Here is a 20,076-nt window from a genome sequence, read left to right on the forward strand (position 1 = left end):
GGATGCCAACAACATGCCGAATACGACGATGACCGCAATGGCCGCGGCGGGCCGCCCTCTGCTCGAGGTTGAGGATCTACGCATCACCTACCCCACCCGCTCGGGCACGGCCGAGGTGGTGCGCGGTGCTTCCTTCTCACTCGGACGTGAGCGGCTTGGCATTGTCGGCGAGTCCGGCTCCGGCAAGTCGCAGACCGGCCGAGCCATCATGGGGCTGACGCCGCAGGCCTGCATCCGTGCGGCAAAGCTGACCTTCGACGGCATCGACCTTCTCGCCGCATCGCCGGCCGAGCGACGGGCCCTGCGCGGCAAGCGCATCGCCATGATCCTGCAGGATCCCAAATACTCGCTCGATCCCGTCATGAGCATCGGCCGGCAGATCGTCGAGACACTGCGGACGCATGAGGCGGTCTCCAGGGCCGAGGCCCGCGAGCGGGCGCTCGACATGCTGGCCGCCGTGCAGATTCGCGACCCTGGACGTGTCTTCGACCTGTATCCGCATGAAGTGTCGGGCGGTATGGGCCAGCGCGCCATGATCGCCATGATGCTGATCGCCAGCCCCGAACTGATGATCGCCGATGAGCCGACCTCGGCGCTCGACGTCACCGTGCAGCTCGACGTGCTCGCCATCCTCGACCGCCTGGTCGCCGAGCGCGGCATGGGCCTGATCTTCATCTCGCACGATCTGCGTCTGGTCTCGTCCTTCTGCGACCGTGTCGTTGTCATGTATGCCGGCAAGGTCGTGGAACAACTGGCGACCTCCGACCTCATCCGCGCCCAGCATCCCTATACCCGCGGCCTCATCGACTGCATGCCCAGGATCGGCGCCGACCGCCACCCCCTGCCTGTATTGGATCGCATGCCGGAGTGGGCCCTATGACGACAGCGCTTTCCGTCGCGGGATTGGAAGTCGTCTTCGACCGTTTCCGCGCCCTCAAGGGCGTGAGTGTGGACGTACAGCCCGGTCAATCCTTCGGCCTGGTCGGCGAATCCGGCTCGGGCAAATCGACCCTGCTGCGCGCCATTGCCGGGCTCGCGCCCGTCGCCGCCGGTACCATAACGGTCGGCGGCAGCCTGCTCGACCATCGCCGCAACAAGGCGTTCTACCGCCAGGTGCAGATGGTGTTCCAGGACCCCTATGGCTCGCTCAACCCGCGCCAGACCGTCGACCGCCTGCTGCAGGAGCCGCTCGCCATCCACGGCATCGGCGACGGCGAAAGGCGCATCCAGCGTGCGCTGGACGAGGTCGGGCTCGGCAACGGCTTTCGCTTCCGCTATCCGCACCAGCTCTCCGGCGGCCAACGCCAGCGCGTGGCGATCGCACGCGCCCTCATCCTCGAACCGTCGATTCTGCTGCTCGACGAGCCCACTTCCGCGCTCGATGCCTCGGTCCAGGCGGAGGTGCTGAACCTCCTGGAGAATGTGCGGCGCTGGCGCAAGCTCACCTTCCTGATGGTGAGTCACGATCTCGGCGTGATCCACCACATGTGCGAGCGTCTGATGGTGATGCAAAACGGCGAGAGCGTGGAAGAACTCGCCGCCGAGGATCTCGTCGCCGGCCACGTCAGCCAGCAATACACCGCCAACCTTCTACGCGCCAGCGAGGGCTTCGTGCGCCGACAATCCGATTCCGACTGAACAAGACTTTCGCAGGCTAAAACAACGCCAATAAAGACATGGGTGGGAACATGCTTAGACCAGGCTTGGTTCTGGGGACGTTGAGTGCTGTCTTTTTGCAGGGATCAGATGCGTATGCCGAAAGCCTCTCGGCATGCCGCGACTATGGCGAGGGCTTCTTCCTGCTTCCCGGCACCGATACCTGTCTGCAGATCGCAGGCGAGGTGCGAGCCGACTATCTCTTGCGTGGTGGCACCGCCTTTGCCAGGGACGCCGACATAACCGAGTTCAGGAGCCGGGCGGCCCTCGATTTCGACGCCAGGACGAAGACCGAATGGGGCACGCTGCGCTCCTTCATCACCATCTACGGCTATGGCGGCGCCCAACATGCCAAGGACGGCAGCAGCACCGTTCTCGACACCGCATTCATTCAATTCGCCGGCCTGACCGCGGGCTACGCCCACTCGGTGTTCGGCATGTATGATGACTTCTATTCGAGCACGATGTTCGCCGACTATTTCGGCGAACAGGACGTCGTCAATCTCCTGGCCTACAAGGCGACATTCGGTGACGGGGTGACGGGCACGATCGCGGTCGAACACGGCGAGAACCGGCAGGAAGCCATTCTGCGCTTCGAGGAGACCGATAAGGCCGAAGGCATCGGGCATCAACGCCTGCCCGATCTCGTCGCCAATCTGCGCCTCGACAAGGATTGGGGAGCAGCCATGCTCTCGGCCGCCCTGCATGAAAACCATGCCAGCCGCCAGAGCACGAAATCGACCCTGGGCTATGCCCTCGGTGCTTCGCTCAGCCTCAACGTTCCGGCCACTGCCGGCGGTTATGTCGTCACGGAGGTGACCTATGCCAAGGGCGCCTCGCGCTACACCACGGGCGGCATCGGCATGCTGCGCGACTCCATCGGCGCCGCGCCCGACGCCTATGTCGATGATGACGGGCGCCTGACGAATGTGGCATCCTGGGCGGTCAGCGGCGAGATCGGCATGAATCTGACGCCCAAGCTGACAGGCGCCGTGTTCGGCAGCTATCTCAATGTCGGCCGGACCGCTATCGACACCACCGGCTTTGGCGAATACCGGGCCGGCTGGCTCGGCACCAATCTCAAATATTCGCTGTCCAAAGATGTGCGGTTCAGCGGCGAATTTGCCTGGAGCCGGGAGACAATTCCGGCCTCCCTCGCGGATAACCGGGCCGGCCGCAGCCTCGACAGCTGGCTTGCCGGCATGCGCATCTCCCGCATCTTCTAACCGGAAACAGCCATGGCCCGCGGCTACGGCGCCGCCGACGCAGCCGTCATCCCGCAACGCCTTGAAGCCTGAATCACTTCCTCAAGTTCCAGCACCCAGACCTAATCAGCGGCAAAGCCGCCAGACAGGAGTATCGACCATGATCTCGACGCGACGTTCATTGCTCAAGATGGGCTTGGCCGGGCTTCTCATCCCCCAGGGATATCTTGCCCTGGCCGATGACAAGCCGAACAAGTCATTCGATGCCTGGCGCCTCGATTTCGAAGCAAGCATTCCCGCACGCATGAAGGCCGCCAATGTTTCGGGAGTGGCCGTGGCGATAACCGGCAGGGGTCATTCGACACGCTATAAGGCAGCCTTCGGCTTTGCTGATCTGAAGCAGGACCGCAAGCTTACCGTCGACACGCCCCTCCATCTCGCCTCGGTCAGCAAACTGGTCACCGCCTCGGCCCTGGTCCAGCTGTTCGAGCGCCGCGGCTACAATCTGGACCATGATGTCAACAAATTCATCGATTTCCCGGTGAGGAACCCTCATCATTCCAATTTGCCGATCACACCGCGCCAGCTCCTCACCCACACATCCAGCATCTCGGATGAGGGCTATGAGGATTTCTCCAGCGAGGGAGATCCGACGCAAAGCCTGTCGAGCTTCCTGAAGGATTATCTTGTGGAGGGGGGGCGGGCTTATTCGCCGGACAAGTCGTTCCTCAAAGCCAAGCCTGGCAGGAAATGGGACTATTCCAACATCGCCATCGCCTTGGCCGGCTATGTCGTCGAGCATGTCAGCAAGCGGAGCTTTTCTTCTTATACCGAGGCCAACATCTTCGAACCACTCGGCATTCGCAACGCTCATTGGTATCTGAAGGAATTCAAGCCGGACGTGCTGGCCAAGCCTTACAAGTTCGAGAACAATGCCTTCGTCGAACTGCCGCAGGAAGGCTATCCAGACGTCCCCGCCGGCATGCTGCGCTGTTCGGTGGCTGATCTTGCCACCATCCTGCATGCCATGCTCGGTGGAAAAACCGATGGGCACCTGATCTTATCCCCGCGTGCCGTCTCAGCCATGTTGCGCCGCCAGGTCGATCCGAAGATCACACCCTATCAGGGACTGGGCTGGGTCTCGGAGGAGATCGACGGGCGCTCCTTCGTCGGCCATTCCGGCCGCGATACCGGCGCGACGAACATGGTGGCGCTGAGCAAGGATCGCAGCCATGCCGTCGCGGTGCTGATGAACATCGACAAGGCAGACGCGAACGACAAATTCAGGAGTTCCGTGACCGAAGATCTCCTCGCTGGCGCGAAGCTTTCGGGATGAGCTTTTCGCGGGATTCAGGACAGGAATGGATCGGAGGCCAGTTGCCGGGACAGCTTCGCCTTCGAAAGAACTGCGATTCATCGAAACGCCTTTTCTCCGTCGAAGACGCATCAATTTTCGAAGAAATGCATCACACGGATCGATCATGACCCAAAACAATCTCGTCACCGTCTTCGACGGTCATAACGACGCGCTGCTTAATCTCTATCACGCGCCGGAGCCCGATAGGATGCGGATCTTTTCACAAGGCGCACCGGCAGATTGGCATATCGACCTGCCACGCGCCCGCAAAGGCGGCCTTGCCGGTGGCATGTTCGCGATCTTCGCCCCGCCGCAGGAGGAAGGCGCGGCCAAGGCCGGAGCGGCCATCCCGATCCCCAGCAATGACGAGCCCCTACCACCACCCCTGCCGATGGAGGAGGCGCGCATCGCTACCCTCGGCATGGCCTCGATCCTGTTCAGGTTGGAGCGTGTCGGGCTCCTGAGCGTGTGTCGCAACGCAGCGGACATCCGCAACGCCATGTCGCAAGACACCCTCGCCGCCATCTTCCACATCGAGGGTGCTGAAGCGATCGATCCCGATTTTGCCATGCTGGACGTGTTGCACGCCACCGGCCTGCGCTCGCTTGGCCTGGTCTGGAGCCGGCCGAACATCTTCGGCCATGGCGTGCCATTCCGATATCCATCCTCGCCAGATACCGGCCCGGGCCTTACCGACGCCGGCAAAGCCCTGGTCAAGGCCTGCAATCAGCTGAGGATTATGATCGACTTGTCGCATCTCAACGAAAAGGGCTTCCGCGATGTTGCCGCCCTTAGCGGTGCCCCGCTGGTGGCAACCCACTCCAATGCGCATTCCATCTGCCCGCATGCGCGCAACCTCACCGACTGGCAACTCGGCGCCATCCGCGAGACGCATGGCATGGTGGGCCTGAACTACGCCACGAGCTTCCTCAATCCCGGGGGACCGACCGCCGAAGGTGCTGATCTCGAGATGATGCTGCGCCATATCGACACTTTGCTCGACAAGGTGGGCGAGGACGGCGTCGGCCTGGGCTCGGATTTCGACGGAGCGCCCATTCCACCCGAGATCGGCGACGCAGCGGGGCTTCCACGGCTGATCGAAGCCTTCCGCCAGCACGGCTATGGAGAGGAGCTGATCGCGAAGATCGCTTGGAAGAACTGGGTTGGCATATTGGAGCGGACGATTGGCTGAACGCTGAGGCTCAGCACCGGCACTGGTACGTTGCCTAAATTTGAGGGCAGCCAGACAAAACGGGAAGCCATTACGACCTCTGACAGCGAAGCCGTCTGCTGGATCGTTCCCACCGCCGGTTGAAACCAATCCGCATCCGCCAGAGCCAATATCCGAGCAACCCCATCCAGCAGGATCATCGGCGCGTCAAGCGCGGCCATGCTCGGGTTCAAGTCAACCATCTGCGCAGCGACAATCGTGCCCTGTATCGAGATGATTCACATGAAGCGCCAACGACAGGCCAGATATGCCTATAATCCAACACCCGCGCTTTGCGAGCAGTTCGAAATCCTCGCCGCCGCATCGACAGGGCAATCGACTTTTACGTCAATACTTTGAGTTTGCGACAGAACCCTTTTGCACGAGCGATGGTTTCATGAGCGTCCGCACTCAGCTTTAATAAGCCAATCCTGAACAAGCCATTGACCGACTAGATTAGCTCATCTAGCGTTTGAGATCGCCTACGACGATAGTGCTGCTTGAAAGGCAGGTTGCCCCATTTTCGTGCGATGGAGTCTTACACAATAATGACAAGGGATCGACCAGTTCATATTGGGGTATTATTCTCGAAAACGGGTTGGACCGCGGCAACTGAGCGCAGCATGCTGTCCGCCACCAAATTCGCCATTGATGAAATCAATGAAGCCGGGGGAATAAACGGGCGCCCGCTCGTTCCTATCTATGGCGACCCGGAGGGAAAGCCATCAGCATATCAGGATATGGCGCGCGAACTTCTGTCGGAAAGGAAGACAAGCATTATCCTCGGATGCTACACTTCCAGCCAGCGTAAGGCGGTCTTAAGTGTTTTAGACAAAGAACATGGATTGTTGTGCTATCCAGCACAATATGAAGGCTTTGAATATTCAAGAAATATCGTATATTTTGGCGCCGTCCCTAATCAAAATAGCTTTTTCCTGGGATCATATCTTTTAGAAAACTTCACGCCGAGACTATACATCGTCGGATCGGATTATGTGTGGCCTCGTGAGTCCGGGCGGATAATGGCCGATCTTATCAGTTCGTGTGACGGCGAGATCGTTGGCCAACGCTACCTTCGAGAAGAAGCGCCATTTGAAGAATTCGACGCCCTAATCAAGGATATGAAAAACCGCAAACCGGATATCGTATTCAACAATTTCGTCGGCCACTCGAACGTGAAATTCTACAAGGCCTATGCCGACAATGGCCTCGACGCGTATCAGATGCCCGTGGCGAGCTTGACGACCAGTGAAACCGACATCCGGGAGATCGGGGTAGGCGCGGCATCTGGCCATATTACGGCTGCCACATATTTCCAGTCACAAACCAATCTGGCAAATCGATCGTGTCTCGAGCGATATCAGGCCGCGCACGGCGAACCGCCAAATGCGAATATGGGCTGGGAGGCCGCATACACTCAAGCGCATGTGGTCGCGCAGGCAATGCGGCGATGCGATTCAGACAACGTCAATCTCGTGCGTGCGCAAATTCTTGGTACGACCTTCGATGCGCCGCAGGGCGTAATCACGATCGACCCGCTGAATTCTCACGCACATGTCTGGCCAAAGATCGGAGTCGTGCGAAACGATGGGCAGTTCGAGATCGTTGCCGAAACCAGCCACGCCGTCTCCCCGGACCCCTATCGGACCGCTTATTTCCTGGATGACGAAGACGGACCAGTGCAGACCACCGACCTACCGAAAACGCTTCGAGCTGACTCTTTCGGCACTCAGGAGTGATCCAGTGATGTCTGGGGGGCCTCAAGCGCTTGGACAGGCAGGCCGCTCTCGACAAACAGGTGCCGATGGGAGAGTCTGATCATGCGGGGTTCCAATTCTTCCAGTGGCAAAGAGAGGGATCAGATGCTTCTGGTCAAGGACTTGCGATCTTTGCGTGTCCTGCTCGTCCAGCCCAAGAATACCGAGGGCGCGGCTCTCCGGTCCCACCTGATGCGGATCGGCTGTCACGTCGAAGAAATCTGGCCCCCGCCGGGTGCCTTCAAGAACATCGATATCGTTTTCGCGATGTTCGATCAGATCATAGAACATAAACTGACGTTTGAATGGCAGGCTGACGACCCTCCCGCAGTCTTGATCGGGGTTATCGATTATGAAAACCCGCTTGCGATCGACAGATTGCTGCGAATGCAAGCGAATGCTGTCATCGGATTGCCGATCCGACCCTTCGGAATTCTCACCAATCTCCTGGTGACGGTCAATAACTTCCGGCGCGAAAAGCGGCTTTGCGCAAACCTGCAACGCATGCAGGCCAAGCTCGAAACCTGCCGTACCATTGAGCGTGCCAAGCTTGCGATGATGCTTACAAACAGCCGCTCGGAACATGAAGCCTATGGCAGGCTGCGGAACCTGGCGATGAGGCGGCGAACCACGGTGGAGGCCGTTTCCGGCGAGATTTTGAACGCACTCGACTGGTGCGACGAGGACGAACAGGCGAGCCTCAAAGAATGGTGCGATCGTGAATTTCCGTAAGGGATAGGTGGTCATGCAAGGCGAGCTGCGCCGAAGGCGCAGCCCGCAATCGTAACTTACGTCACCGAGCTGCGTTGAGGGTCGAGCATGACAGGCTCGCAGCGTCCGGCATATGTTCTTGCCTCTGCCCGAGCCGCCAGCAGGAATTCGCGGCGGTCAGATGCACATGCAAGGCAAATCGGCTCATGACGGAATGAGGGGTCGCGATCCATTTCGTGGGCGATATAGGCTTGCGCACAATGACTACAGCGGATCCTCGCGGTCCATGGATCGTCGACTTCGCTCCGCGGGTCGTGAGGCCGGCTCACGATATACCAGTTCGCGCGCGCTATCCCCAGTGACGCCGCATAGATGACGACGGCTATAGCCAGGGTGATCGGCGGTGCCCAGATGCCACCAAAGCTGCCGCCAAACACCAGCAGAAGACAGCCGACGGCCGATGCGACGACCCAGGCTCCAAGTCCGCCCGGATTAACCAGCGGAACTCGACCGGGACGAAACTCAAGCATGTCAGCCCTGATCCCGCGTCGATAGCACCAGCCGATATGGGTAATGGCGACACCGACCCAGGCGACGATGATCACGCCCTGGAACTGGAGCGTCTGCAGAAGGTAGCCGAAGACATTCGTGAGCATCACAAGGAAGATCACGACCGACATGATCGCCACCCACATGGTACGGGGCAATGAAATCTTGAACGCCCGCGCAAAGAAGTTCTGCATATTCGTGGACGAAAGATAGAAGTTGATCGTGTTGATCCTTGTCTGGCTGACCCAGACCAGAAGCACTCCGAATGGCCCCATCAGTGCCACGATGCCGATGATCGCTGAAGTCTCCGACAACGGCCCCACGATCGGAATGGTTTGAGCGATGAAGATCCCGACCGCGCCGTTGATCAGCAATGTGACGACATAGAAGGGAATGCCAAAGCTCGTGCTACCGTTGGCGGCGGCATCCTCCTTGCGGCCGAAGCGGGCCACATCCCATGTCATCATCACGACGACCCACACACCCATATAGACCGTGAAGGCGAACCACCAGCCGGGGACACCCATGTCAGCGCTTCTTACCGGAAGATGGGTTAGCCAGTTATTTGAATAACCGTGCGTAACAATTGCCCAAATCACACAGGCGATAAGCCCAACGACATATAAAGGAAGTAGAACCCCGTTGATCCGATCGAGCCAGGTGCGTATGCCACGCATAACCAAGGGGGCGCTATAACAGCAGACGATGAAATACCACAGGCTCATCGGTCCGCCGAAATAGTCCTGGAGAGCGATCGCGACGATCGTGCCCTCGGCAATAGCGTAGTAGGTAATCGTCACGCCAAACAGCAGTGCAGCGAAAGTCGCGCCTACCTGTCCGAAAACCGCTCGGGAAAACAGCGCCACATTCGTTCCGCTTCGTGCCGCAAAGCGAGCGGCGACGTTGCACAGGACCCCATAAACCACAGTCGATAACGCGATACCGATCAGCGTATCGACCGTGCCGACGGACAGGGCAACGGTACTCCCGACGACGACCCAGAACATGGCGCTCATCAGGCCGAACCAAGCCATCGCGAGTGAAAAACGCGAGCTTCGCCAGGTCGGCGGTACGATATGCAAAGAGAAGTCTTCGGCAGCTGCCTGGCGCAAGACTCCAGGTTCGTCCTGATAGATGATATCCGGTTTTGGAATGCTACTGGCTGTATCCATGGTGTCCCCTCCTGTGGTCGCGGTCGTACCAATGTCAGCTGGGCAGCCAGGTTTCAGTGGCCCGTCCGCAGGATGTGAAATGCCAACCGTCTTTTGTCGCAGATGGCTATTTGCCTACACGTGAGAACCGCCTTGAACAGGTTCATGCGCGACTGTGCTCTCGCCCGGGAGGCGAACGGAGGAGAGCCAGCATTATCGAGAATATGCGCATTGTCCTGAACGTGATGGCATTGGCGTTCCTGGCCAATCCATCACCGTTTCCAGCCGCCTCGCCTAGCGGCACTCGTGGGGAGGCGGTGCGTTCGTGCGCTCCGCCTCCCGTGCCCAGCCACCTTAGGCGGCCCGAGATCTTTGGGTTGCTTCCTTACCTAGGACTGCCAGCGTCTTGCCCCAGTAGGGCACGGCCCTGCGCTTGAGCATCTGACGAAATTGATTGGTCGTATTGGGCAGGAGCGTGCCATCCCCCCAATCGAGGATAACGCCGTATTGCCGGATACAATCCATCTCGTTGAGCTTTCCGGCGCGATAATCTGCGGCGACCCTCTCTGCATCTTCATCGAGCCAGCCCAGGCGAGCCGCAGCGATGTGCTGGCGCTCCCTCTCTGTTGCCTCGACGTCGACCTCGTACTGAGCCAGATCGCGGTCGATCACCCTGATGACAACGCCGTAGTCAATTCTTGCCCGCTCAATACTGACATATTCGTCAGCCACGTCCTCGCGGACAAGCCGCGGGTCGCGTAGCAGGGGATCGCCGACGCCTCCGCCGCCGGCGGATGGACGCGTGAACACGTCATCCAGCTCAATCGGCAGATTCGAGAAGATGGAGCCGAGATAGCGCTCCTTCTCCGTCCCCTTGTTAAGCCACACACCGTGTGGGATCGAGGGCAGACCGCCCCACATACCCCATGTGACAGAGCGCTCGCGATCGCAGCAATAGGACACCACGATGCGCTCACCTTCAAAGACGGAGCCGCCCTTCTCGGCACCGAGTTCCCCTCGGGACTCCCCAGGTCCGGCCGAGTCCTGAACGAAATCGTGGCATTTCGTCAGCACGGGGGCGAGGCGCTCCTGGCCTTCGAGTGGCTGAATGCCATATTGCGCGCCAAACACCGGTGCAGTGGCATTGAAGCCATCACGACCGTTGCGGCCGCCCCAACCGCCTGCCATCCAATCATACCACATGAAATAAGGACGCCCCTTGATCCTGGTGTCACGCCCTCCGACCAGCAGATATTCGAGATTGAAGGCGCAACCCATGGTCCGTTCGGGCAGGATTTCGGCCCAAAGGCCGAACACCGAATTCATGAGCTTTTCGAACGGACCCGAACAGAAGCCGGCGCAAGGGCTCGGCCAATCGGCGTTCACAACGGTTCCCGGCTCTCCCACATTTACGGTTACCGCCCGGTAGAGGCCGGAGTTCAGTGGTAGATCCGGGAACTGATACTTAGTTCCCGCTACGATGCCTGCGAACGAGCCTCCATAGGCCGCATTCAGGAATGTGGAAATCTGCGGATGCGATCCCGACAGATCGTAATGGGCGTGATTGCCATCGATCGTGAACTTGATCTTGATCGGGATCAGGCCCTCCTCAAGCTTGGGATCTTGGTCAATATAGTCTTCAGCGTACCAAGTGCCGTCCGGCAATTCGGCAAGACGCGCGCGCATGAGTACTTCAACATAGTCTTGCACTTCCTGAAACGCGGTCTTGATGGTCTCGGCGCCGTATTTGTCGCAAAGCCGGACGATCTCACGCTCGGCTACGGCGGTCGCCTCGGCCTGCGCCTGCATGTCACCGATGACATCGCCGGGATTGCGCGTATTGGCAGCGATCATGCGGGCCACGTCTTCGAGCCAGACCCCCTTGCTCCAGACCCGCACCGGCGTGATGCGTAGCCCTTCGCCCATGTGGTCGAGCGCATTGATGTTGAAGGACCCGGGTGCCGCTCCCCCCATATCAGCCCAGTGCCCGTTCGCCTGCGAGTATCCGATCAACTCGCCCTTGTAGAACATCGGGCGCAGGATCCGCGTGTCGTTGAAGTGACTGCCGCCCCGGAAGGGGTCGTTGATGATGAAGACGTCGCCCGGGTGGATATCGTCGCCGAACGCCTCGATCACCGCCTTGCACGTATAGTGGAGTGTTCCCACATGCGCGGCGATGTCGCCCGTTCCCTGCATCACCAGGTTACCCTGGGGATCGCTCAACCCCGACGAGAAATCGCGGCAGTAAATCACGAATGAATAGCAGGTTCTCAGCAACTGCTCGGCCATCTGATCGACGATGTTGACGAAGGCGTTGCGTAGAACTTCGAACGTGATCGGGTCGAGTGTGGTCTTGAATACCGTCTTTCGGTCCGCGGGAAGTGGCGGATGCTGAATGCCTTTGTCGGACAGCCCCGCATATTTGCTCAAGTTGCTCATGCTGTTCTTCCTCTCCATGTTCCTATGCCAGGCGTCGCTTAGGCGGCGTCGAGCTTGATCTGGATATTGAGCCACTCGTCGATATGGGCGACGCAGTCGGGGGGGATGACGGTGGTCGAGTTCGAGCTGATCGATGATGGCGGGTCCCTTGATGGTGACACCTGCCGCCAAATGATCGCGATCATACAGGTTCGTGGTCATTGCCTGGGGCTGGCCGTGGAACCAGACCTCGCGCGTTCCCTTGGGTGTCGCCTTTGCGCCCTTGTCGATCTTGACTTTCGGGAAGGACGGTTTGGGCGTGACGCCGATCGCGCGAACGGTCAAACGATAGATCTCGACCGGAAAATCCTCACGGCGGAAGTTGTGGGCTTTCTCATATTCACTGTGGAAGATCGCGATCGCTTCTTTCATCGATTTGATCTGGCCGGGAACCGGCACCGCCAGCGAACGCCACTGCCCACGATAGCGCATGTCGACCAGACGCTGGAACGTCATGTCCTTTTCGTCGACACCATCGGTTTCCAGCCGCGCGCGCCCTTCGGCTTCGATCTCCTTGAACGCCGCCTCGATGTCGGCCGGATCGGCCTCGACGGCATCCTTGAAGAACATGCGGGTGACGTCGTGCTGGACATCGACAAGCATGCACCCGACCGCGGAGGTCACGCCAGGGTTTGGCGGAACCACCACCACTGGAATGTTGAGCTCGCGAGCAATATCCACGCCGTGCAAGGGGCCGGCGCCTCCAAAAGCCACCAGTGCGAAATCACGAGGATCGTGGCCCCGGGCAATGGAGATCAGGCGAACTGCATCTGCCATATTGGCATTCGCGACCCGGAGCGTCGCGAGCGAGGCCTCTATCACATTGAGCTCGAGCGGCTCGGCGATCTTTTTCATCACCTCGAGTGCGGCATCGCGATCGAGCTTCATGCTGCCGCCGGCCAACTCGGTGCCGACGCGCCCCAGAATGATATTCGCATCGGTGTTGGTCGGTTCGGTCCCCCCGGCCTTATAGCAGGCGGGACCAGGCACGGAGCCGGCCGATTGTGGGCCGTTGCGCAGCGACCCCGCCTTGTCAAGCCAGGAGAGCGAGCCGCCGCCCGCGCCAATGGTGAGAACCTCGACCGAGGGGAAACAGATCGGGTGGCCCCAATCGACCTCCCATTTGTCGGTCATTCGCAAATGTCCGTCTGCCGCGAGCGAAATATCGGCCGATGTTCCACCCATATCCAGGCCGATTGCATTCTTGTAACCGCACAGGCCGGCGAAATGCCTGCTTGCAATCGCACCCGCCGCGATGCCTGAAGCCGCAAGGCGGGCGGCGTATTTCTCCGCCGTCGCCGGCGTAATCACCCCACCACCCGAATGCAGGAGCAGCACGTCGGCTTCGTAACCGGCTTCGGTCGTTCTGCGATCTATGTCACGCGCATAGGGTCGGATGATCGGCGCCAATATTGTATTGGCGACTGTCGTCGAAAACCGGTCGTCCTCAAAGATCTCTGGGTGAGTTTCGTGCGAAGTCGTGATTGCGACGTCCGGCCCAAGCTCCTCAGCAAGTATTTCGGCCATTCGCAGTTCGTGAGCACCGTTGACATAGGCGTTGATGAAACATATCGCGACCGCGGTCACTTCCCGCTTGCGCAGGATGCGCGCTACTTCGCGAGCCTCGGCCTCGTTGAATGGCTCAATGACCTCGCCGCGATAGTTGATGCGCTCGGTAACGGCGAAACGGTCGCGCCGCCGAACATAGGGTGGGGTGCCTTCCTTATATGCATCCCAGGGGTCTTCTCTGGTACCGCGCCCGATTTCGAGAACGTCTCGAAAGCCCTTGGTCGTCACCATGGCTGCGGGCTTGAAATTGCGTGTTATCAGCGCGTTTGTCGCGATCGTCGTCCCGTGGGTAAACAGTTCCACGTCATGCCAATCAATCCGAGCCGCCGCTGCACCGTTCATGACAGCATCAATTGGATTGGCCGTGCTCGGCACCTTTGCAACGGTCTGATTGCCGTTGGAGTCAAGAATGAAAACGTCGGTGAATGTTCCTCCGACGTCTATGGCAACTCGAACACGCGATCCCTTAGAGGCATAGCCGCTCAGTCTTCCGTCTATATTCATAGGCGGATTCCTCCCGATTTATGTTGGACAGTGTGAGGCGGACAGCACAACTCGCGTCGTGCAGTACGATTGTCTGTTATGTTTGGGGGGATGGTCACGCACAGTACATGTTGCGCAGCGCGCAATGTGCCGTGACCGCGTTCTCTGTTGAACGTAACTGGTAGCATACGCATAAAATACTCAATTCGCCAAACATTTTTTTCATAGGCAATTGGCCAGCGCGTGAGGACTTCCCAACGCGGATATGCTTTTGGCCACGATAGGGAATTGCTTCTAAGAGGCGGTCAATCGGGCGGCAGGCGCGGTTCAGGCGGCTTGTCGCCAGCCGAATGGCAATCTATGTCCGGCAATGAAGCCCTCCGATTTTCGAGGAGCTTGCGATGTTCAGAGGGCGCCATTTCGACCGCTCGGTAATCCTGCTTTGCGAGTGCTGTTACCTGGCTTACGGCCTGAGCCTGCGCGACTTGAAAGAGATGGTGGCGGAACGCGGCATCACTGTCGATCACTCGACGATCCATCGCTGGGTCCTTCACCTCTCGCCGTTGCTTCCGAAACGCTTCAACCGGCGCAAACGAGCCGTGACCGGCAAGTGGCACATGGACGAGCCGAAGGCCAGCGCGGGCCGTTACACCATCGACCACAAGACGATGCCAGCACGCATCGCCTCGCGCGCCTCAAACATCACGCGAGTGGAGTTGTTCCTAAATTATGGCCGCGGGCAGATCTCGCGGTCCGGCATCCTCCGGGAACCGATTTACGCAGAAACTGTTCCTGTGCAGCCTCAAGAGTGGGCAAACAAAAACACCTTTCCAGCGAGGTGGGGAAATGACCGAACGAGACGATGACCACAAGACGAGGGCGGAACGCAGCCCGGCCGGAGAATCCAGCAAGCCTCGAATATTGAGCGTACTAGGACCAGGCTTGATCACAGGTGCCTCCGATGACGACCCAAGCGGTATTGCGACTTATTCGCAGGTAGGCGCGCAATTTGCCTATAGCGCGAGCTGGACACTGATATTTTCTTATCCGCTCATGAGCGCGATCCAAATGATCAGTGCCCGCCTCGGGAGAACCACAGGGCGAGGAATAGCTGGTAACTTGCGTAAGTATTATCCTGACTGGCTGGTCTATTCAGCTGTCCTCCTACTGATTGTCGCGAATGTCATCAATATCGGGGCTGATATTGGCGCAATGGGAGACGCCATTAAACTCATCGTAGGCGGCCCCACCCTGATCTATATCATCATCCTCGGCACCGGATGCGCCGTCGCCCAAGTATTTCTTCAATATAAGCAGTATGTTCGTCTCCTTAAGTGGCTCAGTTTGGCACTGTTGGCGTATGTCGCCACGCTTCTCATCGTGAAGATCGATTGGGCCACGTTAGCGTCCGGTCTTTTCATTCCACATATCGAATTTACCGCTGACTATCTCACCGCGGTCGTGGCGATTTTCGGGACAACCATCAGTCCATACCTTTTCTTCTGGCAAGCCTCACAGGAGGTTGAGGATTTGAAGGAAAAGCCCGGGCGCGAGCCACTGAAGGACTGCCCGGAACAAGCAGAAGACGCCGAGCAGCGGATTGAACTGGACACCCTGGTTGGCATGGGCGTCTCAAATTTCATCGCACTGTCCATCATGGTCACGGCGGCAGCAACGCTGAACACTCACCATGTCACCAACATCGAAAGCTCGGCCCAGGCAGCTGAAGCTTTGGAGCCTGTAGCAGGGAAGTTTGCCGAACTGTTATTCGTTGTCGGCATTGTCGGAACGGGCCTATTGGCTGTTCCAGTGCTTGCCGGATCGGCCGCTTATGGCCTCGGCGAAGCCCTGCGTTGGCCCACCGGACTGGCTCGCAAGCCCAAGGACGCGAAAGCGTTCTATGGAACAATAGCTATCGCAACCATGCTTGGCGTAGCCTTGAACTTCACGCCGATTAATCCGATCCAAGCGCTGTTCTGGAGTGCTGTCGTGAATGGAGTCGTAGCGGTCCCCATTATGGTCATCATGATGCTGATGTCGACGAACAAGAAGATCATGGGCGATGAGACCATTGGCGGCTGGTTGATCGGCCTGGGTTGGCTCTCGACGGCAGTTATGGCTCTTTGCGCGATCGGAATGGGCGTATCGGTTTTCCTAGGATAATCATCTGGAACCATGGTCGATACGAGAAACCTGATCATCGCCTGGAACGGCGGCGGGCAACGGGCACATTTTTCGTGTTACCGCTGTTCAAGGCGATGGCATTGAGAAAAATTGAAAGCCTGCCGTAAAGACGCCATCAACGGCGGAAGGTGGCAGCATCTATCGGAACATCGTGGTGGGATTTTCACAAAAGTGCCCGACGCCAATTTTGACATCGGGCAGGTAGGAACGTTTGGAACCTGTCGGACAACGACCTGAGGCTCGGTTGCCAACTTGTCTGGCTAAATGGTGCTTAGAGCTGGAAAAAGAAGCTGGACCAGCTCTCATTCATTCGCCTAGGTGGGGACTGGGGAAGCGTCAAATGGCAGGTAAATTGTCGCGAATTCGGCCGCCGACGGTTGCCATATAGGACGCCGACAGACCACCTACCAGAAGCGCAACAAAAGCCCAAAGCGCGCTATAAACACCGGTCTTGCGCGCGACTTCCGCCGCAGCTTTTGCCTTCTCGGCTGTTTGTGTTGCAGCCTGCTTTGCCGCAGCCATAACACCATCAATCCTCTTTGTGGCATCGGATTGGCTGATGCCGGTCTGGCGCGCGATCAACTGGGCCGCGTAGTCTTTGTCGTCATTGCTCAACTGCCCGGCTGCCAGCGAGCGAGCTACAATCCGACCGATCTCTGCCTTCGCCCCCGAATCGTTGCTCTGTGCTTGTTGCTGCGGCGATCGGAACAACACGTCCGTGAAGTATGCGTTCCATCCATTGCTCGGCGCTTCGTCAGCCGAGGAAGTCACGGCGCGGGTGGCCGCCGTTACAGCACTCGCTCCCACTTGCACGACACCCTGCCCTGCCCAGGAAAGAACCGTCCCTAACAACAATGCGGAAAACAACGTCCCGATAGCCCACACGAGCATGCCGTGGGCGGTGTCACGAAAAAAGACCTCGTCGGAATGGAGGCCGACCCATTGAGTCCGCAGCCGGCCCGCCAGATAGCCGCCCACCGCATACGAAAACAAAGGAACTGCTACCGACCAGGCGATGGCGAGCATGCCTACAGTCGTTGCTGAAGCACTGCTGTTCTGCCATGGCGAGATAGAGGCAAGGCCTATGCCCGTTCCGATGAGGATGAGTATCAACGAAAACACAGCGGCACTTGCCGCCCCAGCGAAAATCGCAGCCCAGGAAACCGCCGATGCGGACGCCTCGACCCCATCTTCGACGAGTACGCCGGTTTGAGCCATCACCAATCTCCCTAATGATAAAGCAGCGCGATCAAGATAATGATCGGGATCGGCACCCCGAGAAGCCAAAGTAAAATCCCACGGCCCATGACTTTTGCTCCCGTATGTTTGGCGCAAAGCTGCACCTGCGATTATCAAACTGAAGAAAAAGCTGGTTGTTCCGTTCAGGGCTCGGTGAGGGTGCATGCCATAGCACGGCCTCATATCGTTCCTGATCTCAGCGACACGCCGACACTGACGCAAGCGGCCATCAGGGAGAAGCTAATCTGGACAGAGGAGTCAACAGAAGCGTCTGGCTCTCGGCGTCTGGATCGCTATTCGGACCGCGGAAACACCGAATGGACCCGCTCAAGCATGATTGCGTTACAGAACAGCATGCACCTCCAAGACAGCCCGCCGGAGTAGGACGCCGGCAACTCATTTTCGCAGCCACGGCGCAATTCGCCCCTGACTTGCTTGATCTCATGTAGAATAAACGCTTCAGGCGTATCGAGGCCGTAACCGAGTGCTCGAACTTGCGCTGATATGCTAGGACGGCGTTGCTTGCATGGCGAAGCTATCCACCGCCCAGATCCGTGCGCTGGCTGCCCTGAAGGCGGGCATAGAAGTCAAGATGACTCCAGGAGGCGTGCCGATTGGTCCCATGCCCGAAGGAGTTCGATCGCAACGAACCTTTTGGCGCCTGCGCATTCTGGGATTCGTAGCTATCAAGCCCCGCCCGGCGGCCAATTATTGGGAGATCACGGAAGCCGGCGAAGCCGCGATACAGGAGATCGAGAAACTACAAAATTGATGTTGGCAGGTGCGATGGTAAGCCGAGCCGGTAATCCCGCCAATAATCATGTTTAGATCAACGCAAGGTACTCTCGCATTCTGTCTAGCTACTAGGGATGCGACGCCGCGTCCGCTCTAGTGATTAAGCCGGGTTGCCATCTTTCCCATTTCGAAGTCGGACATAAAAGTCCCTTTCAGCAAGCAAGCAATCCCGGTCACGGCCGACACTTGCTACTGCGACATCAATCCCATCCTTCCAGTACCGCAATAGAGCATTGCGTTTTTGGAGATCTCCCTCGATCGTTACCGCGTCCCATTCCCTGGCGTGGCCGATATAACGGAACGAGAGATCGAAAAATTTGCTCCAGAAGAAAGGCACCAATATCAATGGCTGCTGGCTCCCCAACATATTGACCGCAGCCGTCTGTCCCTGTCTTTGGGCGACGACCCAATGTTCCGTTCGGATCCTCTCTCCCTTGATCCGGTATGGCCAACTGACGATATCGCCAGCAGCATAGATATTCTGAGCGGACGTGCGCAAATACTCGTCGACTACCACACCTTGGTCGATCGTTATGCCAGCGGAGCGCGCGAGCCCGATTCTCGGAGTGACACCGATACCCACGAGCATGAAGTCGGCTTCCAGGCTATCCCCCTTGTCGAGCGTTACCCAATTCCCCTCGATCCTGGCTGGCTTGCATCCGAAATGGAACTCGACGCCCTTCGCCGAGAGTGTTTGGATTATAAGATCCGACAACGCACGGCCCAGCAGCTTTTCCATTGGATGGAATTGAGGCACCACGACCGCCACGGAAATTCCTCGGCTCGTCAGGGAAGCGGCCGCTTCAAGCCCAATGAAGCTGCCACCGATGATGACCGCGCGTCGGGTATGAGACACGGCAGCGAGAATGCGGCGACAATCGGCGAGAGTTCGAAGCGTAAAGACGTTTGAGCCGGCTCCACCCGGTATGTCGAGGCGCTTGGGTCGAGAGCCGGTCGCCAATAGCAGCTTGTCATAGATCTGTGTTCGTCCCTGGCTGAAGCGAAGCAAATTATCGGCAGGCTCAATCGCCTCGACTTCGACGTCGAGTTCAAGATCGACACCGAGGTTCTCAAATGCGTTCTTGGCGATCTCGAGACGATCATCGCCGAAATGCCCGTCGAGATAATCCTTGGTCAGCAGCGTGCGGTCATAAGGTGCTCGGCTATCGGCCGAGTACATGAGGATCCGGCCAGGCCAGCCGTCTGCACGCAATGCATGCGCCGCGGCAAAACCCGCGGCCCCGCCGCCAATGATAGCAAAAGCGCCCTGATCGGGATTCCGAGACTGCGATGCGACACCCCGAGGTTCGGCTGCCGGCATTTGCTTGGTGACCCTCACCGTGCCGTCTCGCACGTCCACGTCATAGCGCTCCAGGGGATTGAAGGCAGGTGCCGCATGGGCTCTTCCGCTCTTGAGTTCGAAACACGCGTGATGCCAGGGACAGCGCACATGGGGCCCGTCAACCAAACCGTCCTGCAAGGGACCACCGAGGTGGCTGCACAGGGAGCTGAAGGCGTCGACAGAGGATTTCCGCTTGAGCACATAGACAGGAGCATCGCCGACCCGACCGAAGAAGGGTTGCCCTTCTTCGAGAGACGACAAAGGCAATCCGTTTGACAGATCAACCAACGCCCGGTTGTGCGGCATGTGCTTCGTCCGTTGTTATTCCATCGCAATTCCCGAGCCCATGACGGCTCAAACCATAGCCGGTAGTCTTTGTTCCGGTACCCG

The 20,076-nt window shown here is 58.6% G+C and carries 13 protein-coding genes and 2 pseudogenes; 11 read left to right on the top strand and 4 right to left on the bottom strand.

Features of this window, described 5'->3' with window-relative positions; all coding sequences use genetic code 11:
- Nucleotides 1-13 precede the first annotated feature (13 nt).
- The 8 genes and pseudogenes from ACR9ZN_RS05025 to ACR9ZN_RS05060 all read left to right on the top strand — a co-directional run bounded on the left by ACR9ZN_RS05025 (nt 14) and on the right by ACR9ZN_RS05060 (nt 7,917).
- Complete coding sequence (locus ACR9ZN_RS05025; protein ID WP_481271520.1) at nt 14-880, top strand: ABC transporter ATP-binding protein; 867 nt, start codon at nt 14-16, stop codon at nt 878-880.
- Nucleotides 877-1,638 carry an ABC transporter ATP-binding protein gene (locus ACR9ZN_RS05030; protein ID WP_481271521.1) on the top strand — a complete coding sequence of 254 codons (762 nt, stop codon included), beginning with the start codon at nt 877-879 and terminating at the stop codon, nt 1,636-1,638. Before ACR9ZN_RS05025 ends, ACR9ZN_RS05030 begins: the two co-directional genes overlap by 4 nt.
- 95 nt (nt 1,639-1,733) lie before the next feature.
- Complete coding sequence (locus ACR9ZN_RS05035) at nt 1,734-2,882, top strand: porin (protein ID WP_481271522.1); 1,149 nt, start codon at nt 1,734-1,736, stop codon at nt 2,880-2,882.
- Nucleotides 2,883-3,021: 139 nt separating this feature from the next.
- Nucleotides 3,022-4,197, top strand: coding sequence for a serine hydrolase domain-containing protein (locus ACR9ZN_RS05040; RefSeq protein WP_481271523.1), 1,176 nt, complete (start codon nt 3,022-3,024; stop codon nt 4,195-4,197).
- A 145-nt stretch (nt 4,198-4,342) separates the two neighbouring features.
- Nucleotides 4,343-5,410 carry a dipeptidase gene (locus ACR9ZN_RS05045; protein WP_481271524.1) on the top strand — a complete coding sequence of 356 codons (1,068 nt, stop codon included), beginning with the start codon at nt 4,343-4,345 and terminating at the stop codon, nt 5,408-5,410.
- A 42-nt stretch (nt 5,411-5,452) separates the two neighbouring features.
- Nucleotides 5,453-5,788, top strand: a pseudogene (locus tag ACR9ZN_RS05050) (IS6 family transposase); the annotation flags it as partial.
- Nucleotides 5,789-5,976: 188 nt separating this feature from the next.
- Nucleotides 5,977-7,167: a transporter substrate-binding domain-containing protein gene (locus tag ACR9ZN_RS05055; protein ID WP_481271525.1), complete on the top strand. Its 1,191-nt coding sequence runs from the start codon at nt 5,977-5,979 to the stop codon at nt 7,165-7,167.
- A gap of 123 nt (nt 7,168-7,290) precedes the next feature.
- Nucleotides 7,291-7,917, top strand: a complete 627-nt coding sequence (locus ACR9ZN_RS05060; RefSeq protein WP_481271526.1) for an ANTAR domain-containing response regulator — start codon at nt 7,291-7,293, stop codon at nt 7,915-7,917.
- Nucleotides 7,918-7,973: 56 nt separating this feature from the next.
- On the opposite strand, the gene ACR9ZN_RS05065 is transcribed toward ACR9ZN_RS05060, so the two are convergent.
- Nucleotides 7,974-9,617, bottom strand: a complete 1,644-nt coding sequence (locus ACR9ZN_RS05065) for a purine-cytosine permease family protein (protein WP_454817373.1) — start codon at nt 9,615-9,617, stop codon at nt 7,974-7,976.
- 333 nt (nt 9,618-9,950) lie between these two features.
- The gene (locus tag ACR9ZN_RS05070) at nt 9,951-14,147 is read right to left on the bottom strand and encodes a hydantoinase B/oxoprolinase family protein (protein ID WP_481271527.1); all 4,197 of its coding nucleotides are present in this window, start codon (nt 14,145-14,147) and stop codon (nt 9,951-9,953) included.
- 380 nt (nt 14,148-14,527) lie between these two features.
- Between ACR9ZN_RS05070 and ACR9ZN_RS05075 the strand changes: the two are divergent.
- Both ACR9ZN_RS05075 and ACR9ZN_RS05080 read left to right on the top strand, forming a co-directional pair.
- Nucleotides 14,528-14,752: pseudogene (locus ACR9ZN_RS05075) on the top strand (IS6 family transposase); the annotation flags it as partial.
- Between the two features lie 220 nt (nt 14,753-14,972).
- On the top strand, nt 14,973-16,289 hold the full coding sequence (locus tag ACR9ZN_RS05080; protein WP_481271528.1) for an NRAMP family divalent metal transporter: 1,317 nt from the start codon (nt 14,973-14,975) through the stop codon (nt 16,287-16,289).
- A gap of 357 nt (nt 16,290-16,646) precedes the next feature.
- Here the strand turns inward: ACR9ZN_RS05080 and ACR9ZN_RS05085 are convergent, their stop codons facing one another.
- Nucleotides 16,647-17,528: a hypothetical protein gene (locus tag ACR9ZN_RS05085; RefSeq protein ID WP_481271529.1), complete on the bottom strand. Its 882-nt coding sequence runs from the start codon at nt 17,526-17,528 to the stop codon at nt 16,647-16,649.
- A gap of 547 nt (nt 17,529-18,075) precedes the next feature.
- On the opposite strand from ACR9ZN_RS05085, the gene ACR9ZN_RS05090 reads away from it, so the two are divergent.
- Nucleotides 18,076-18,321, top strand: coding sequence for a hypothetical protein (locus ACR9ZN_RS05090; RefSeq protein ID WP_481271530.1), 246 nt, complete (start codon nt 18,076-18,078; stop codon nt 18,319-18,321).
- A 123-nt stretch (nt 18,322-18,444) separates the two neighbouring features.
- On the opposite strand, the gene ACR9ZN_RS05095 is transcribed toward ACR9ZN_RS05090, so the two are convergent.
- Nucleotides 18,445-19,992: an FAD-dependent oxidoreductase gene (locus ACR9ZN_RS05095; protein ID WP_454817365.1), complete on the bottom strand. Its 1,548-nt coding sequence runs from the start codon at nt 19,990-19,992 to the stop codon at nt 18,445-18,447.
- Between the last annotated feature and the right edge of the window lie 84 nt (nt 19,993-20,076).

It is taken from the genome of Labrys sp. HAY1-8F, assembly GCF_056754975.1.

Excerpts from the sequence above, each read along its gene's own strand:
- ACR9ZN_RS05040 (WP_481271523.1), top strand. The coding sequence starts at position 3,022 with ATGATCTCGACGCGACGTTCATTGCTCAAGATGGGCTTGGCCGGGCTT.
- ACR9ZN_RS05025 (WP_481271520.1), top strand. The coding sequence starts at position 14 with ATGCCGAATACGACGATGACCGCAATGGCCGCGGCGGGCCGCCCTCTG.
- ACR9ZN_RS05080 (WP_481271528.1), top strand. The coding sequence starts at position 14,973 with ATGACCGAACGAGACGATGACCACAAGACGAGGGCGGAACGCAGCCCG.
- ACR9ZN_RS05065 (WP_454817373.1), bottom strand. The coding sequence starts at position 9,617 with ATGGATACAGCCAGTAGCATTCCAAAACCGGATATCATCTATCAGGAC.
- ACR9ZN_RS05090 (WP_481271530.1), top strand. The coding sequence starts at position 18,076 with ATGGCGAAGCTATCCACCGCCCAGATCCGTGCGCTGGCTGCCCTGAAG.
- ACR9ZN_RS05030 (WP_481271521.1), top strand. The coding sequence starts at position 877 with ATGACGACAGCGCTTTCCGTCGCGGGATTGGAAGTCGTCTTCGACCGT.
- ACR9ZN_RS05055 (WP_481271525.1), top strand. The coding sequence starts at position 5,977 with ATGACAAGGGATCGACCAGTTCATATTGGGGTATTATTCTCGAAAACG.
- ACR9ZN_RS05060 (WP_481271526.1), top strand. The coding sequence starts at position 7,291 with ATGCTTCTGGTCAAGGACTTGCGATCTTTGCGTGTCCTGCTCGTCCAG.
- ACR9ZN_RS05045 (WP_481271524.1), top strand. The coding sequence starts at position 4,343 with ATGACCCAAAACAATCTCGTCACCGTCTTCGACGGTCATAACGACGCG.
- ACR9ZN_RS05070 (WP_481271527.1), bottom strand. The coding sequence starts at position 14,147 with ATGAATATAGACGGAAGACTGAGCGGCTATGCCTCTAAGGGATCGCGT.
- ACR9ZN_RS05095 (WP_454817365.1), bottom strand. The coding sequence starts at position 19,992 with ATGCCGCACAACCGGGCGTTGGTTGATCTGTCAAACGGATTGCCTTTG.
- ACR9ZN_RS05085 (WP_481271529.1), bottom strand. The coding sequence starts at position 17,528 with ATGGCTCAAACCGGCGTACTCGTCGAAGATGGGGTCGAGGCGTCCGCA.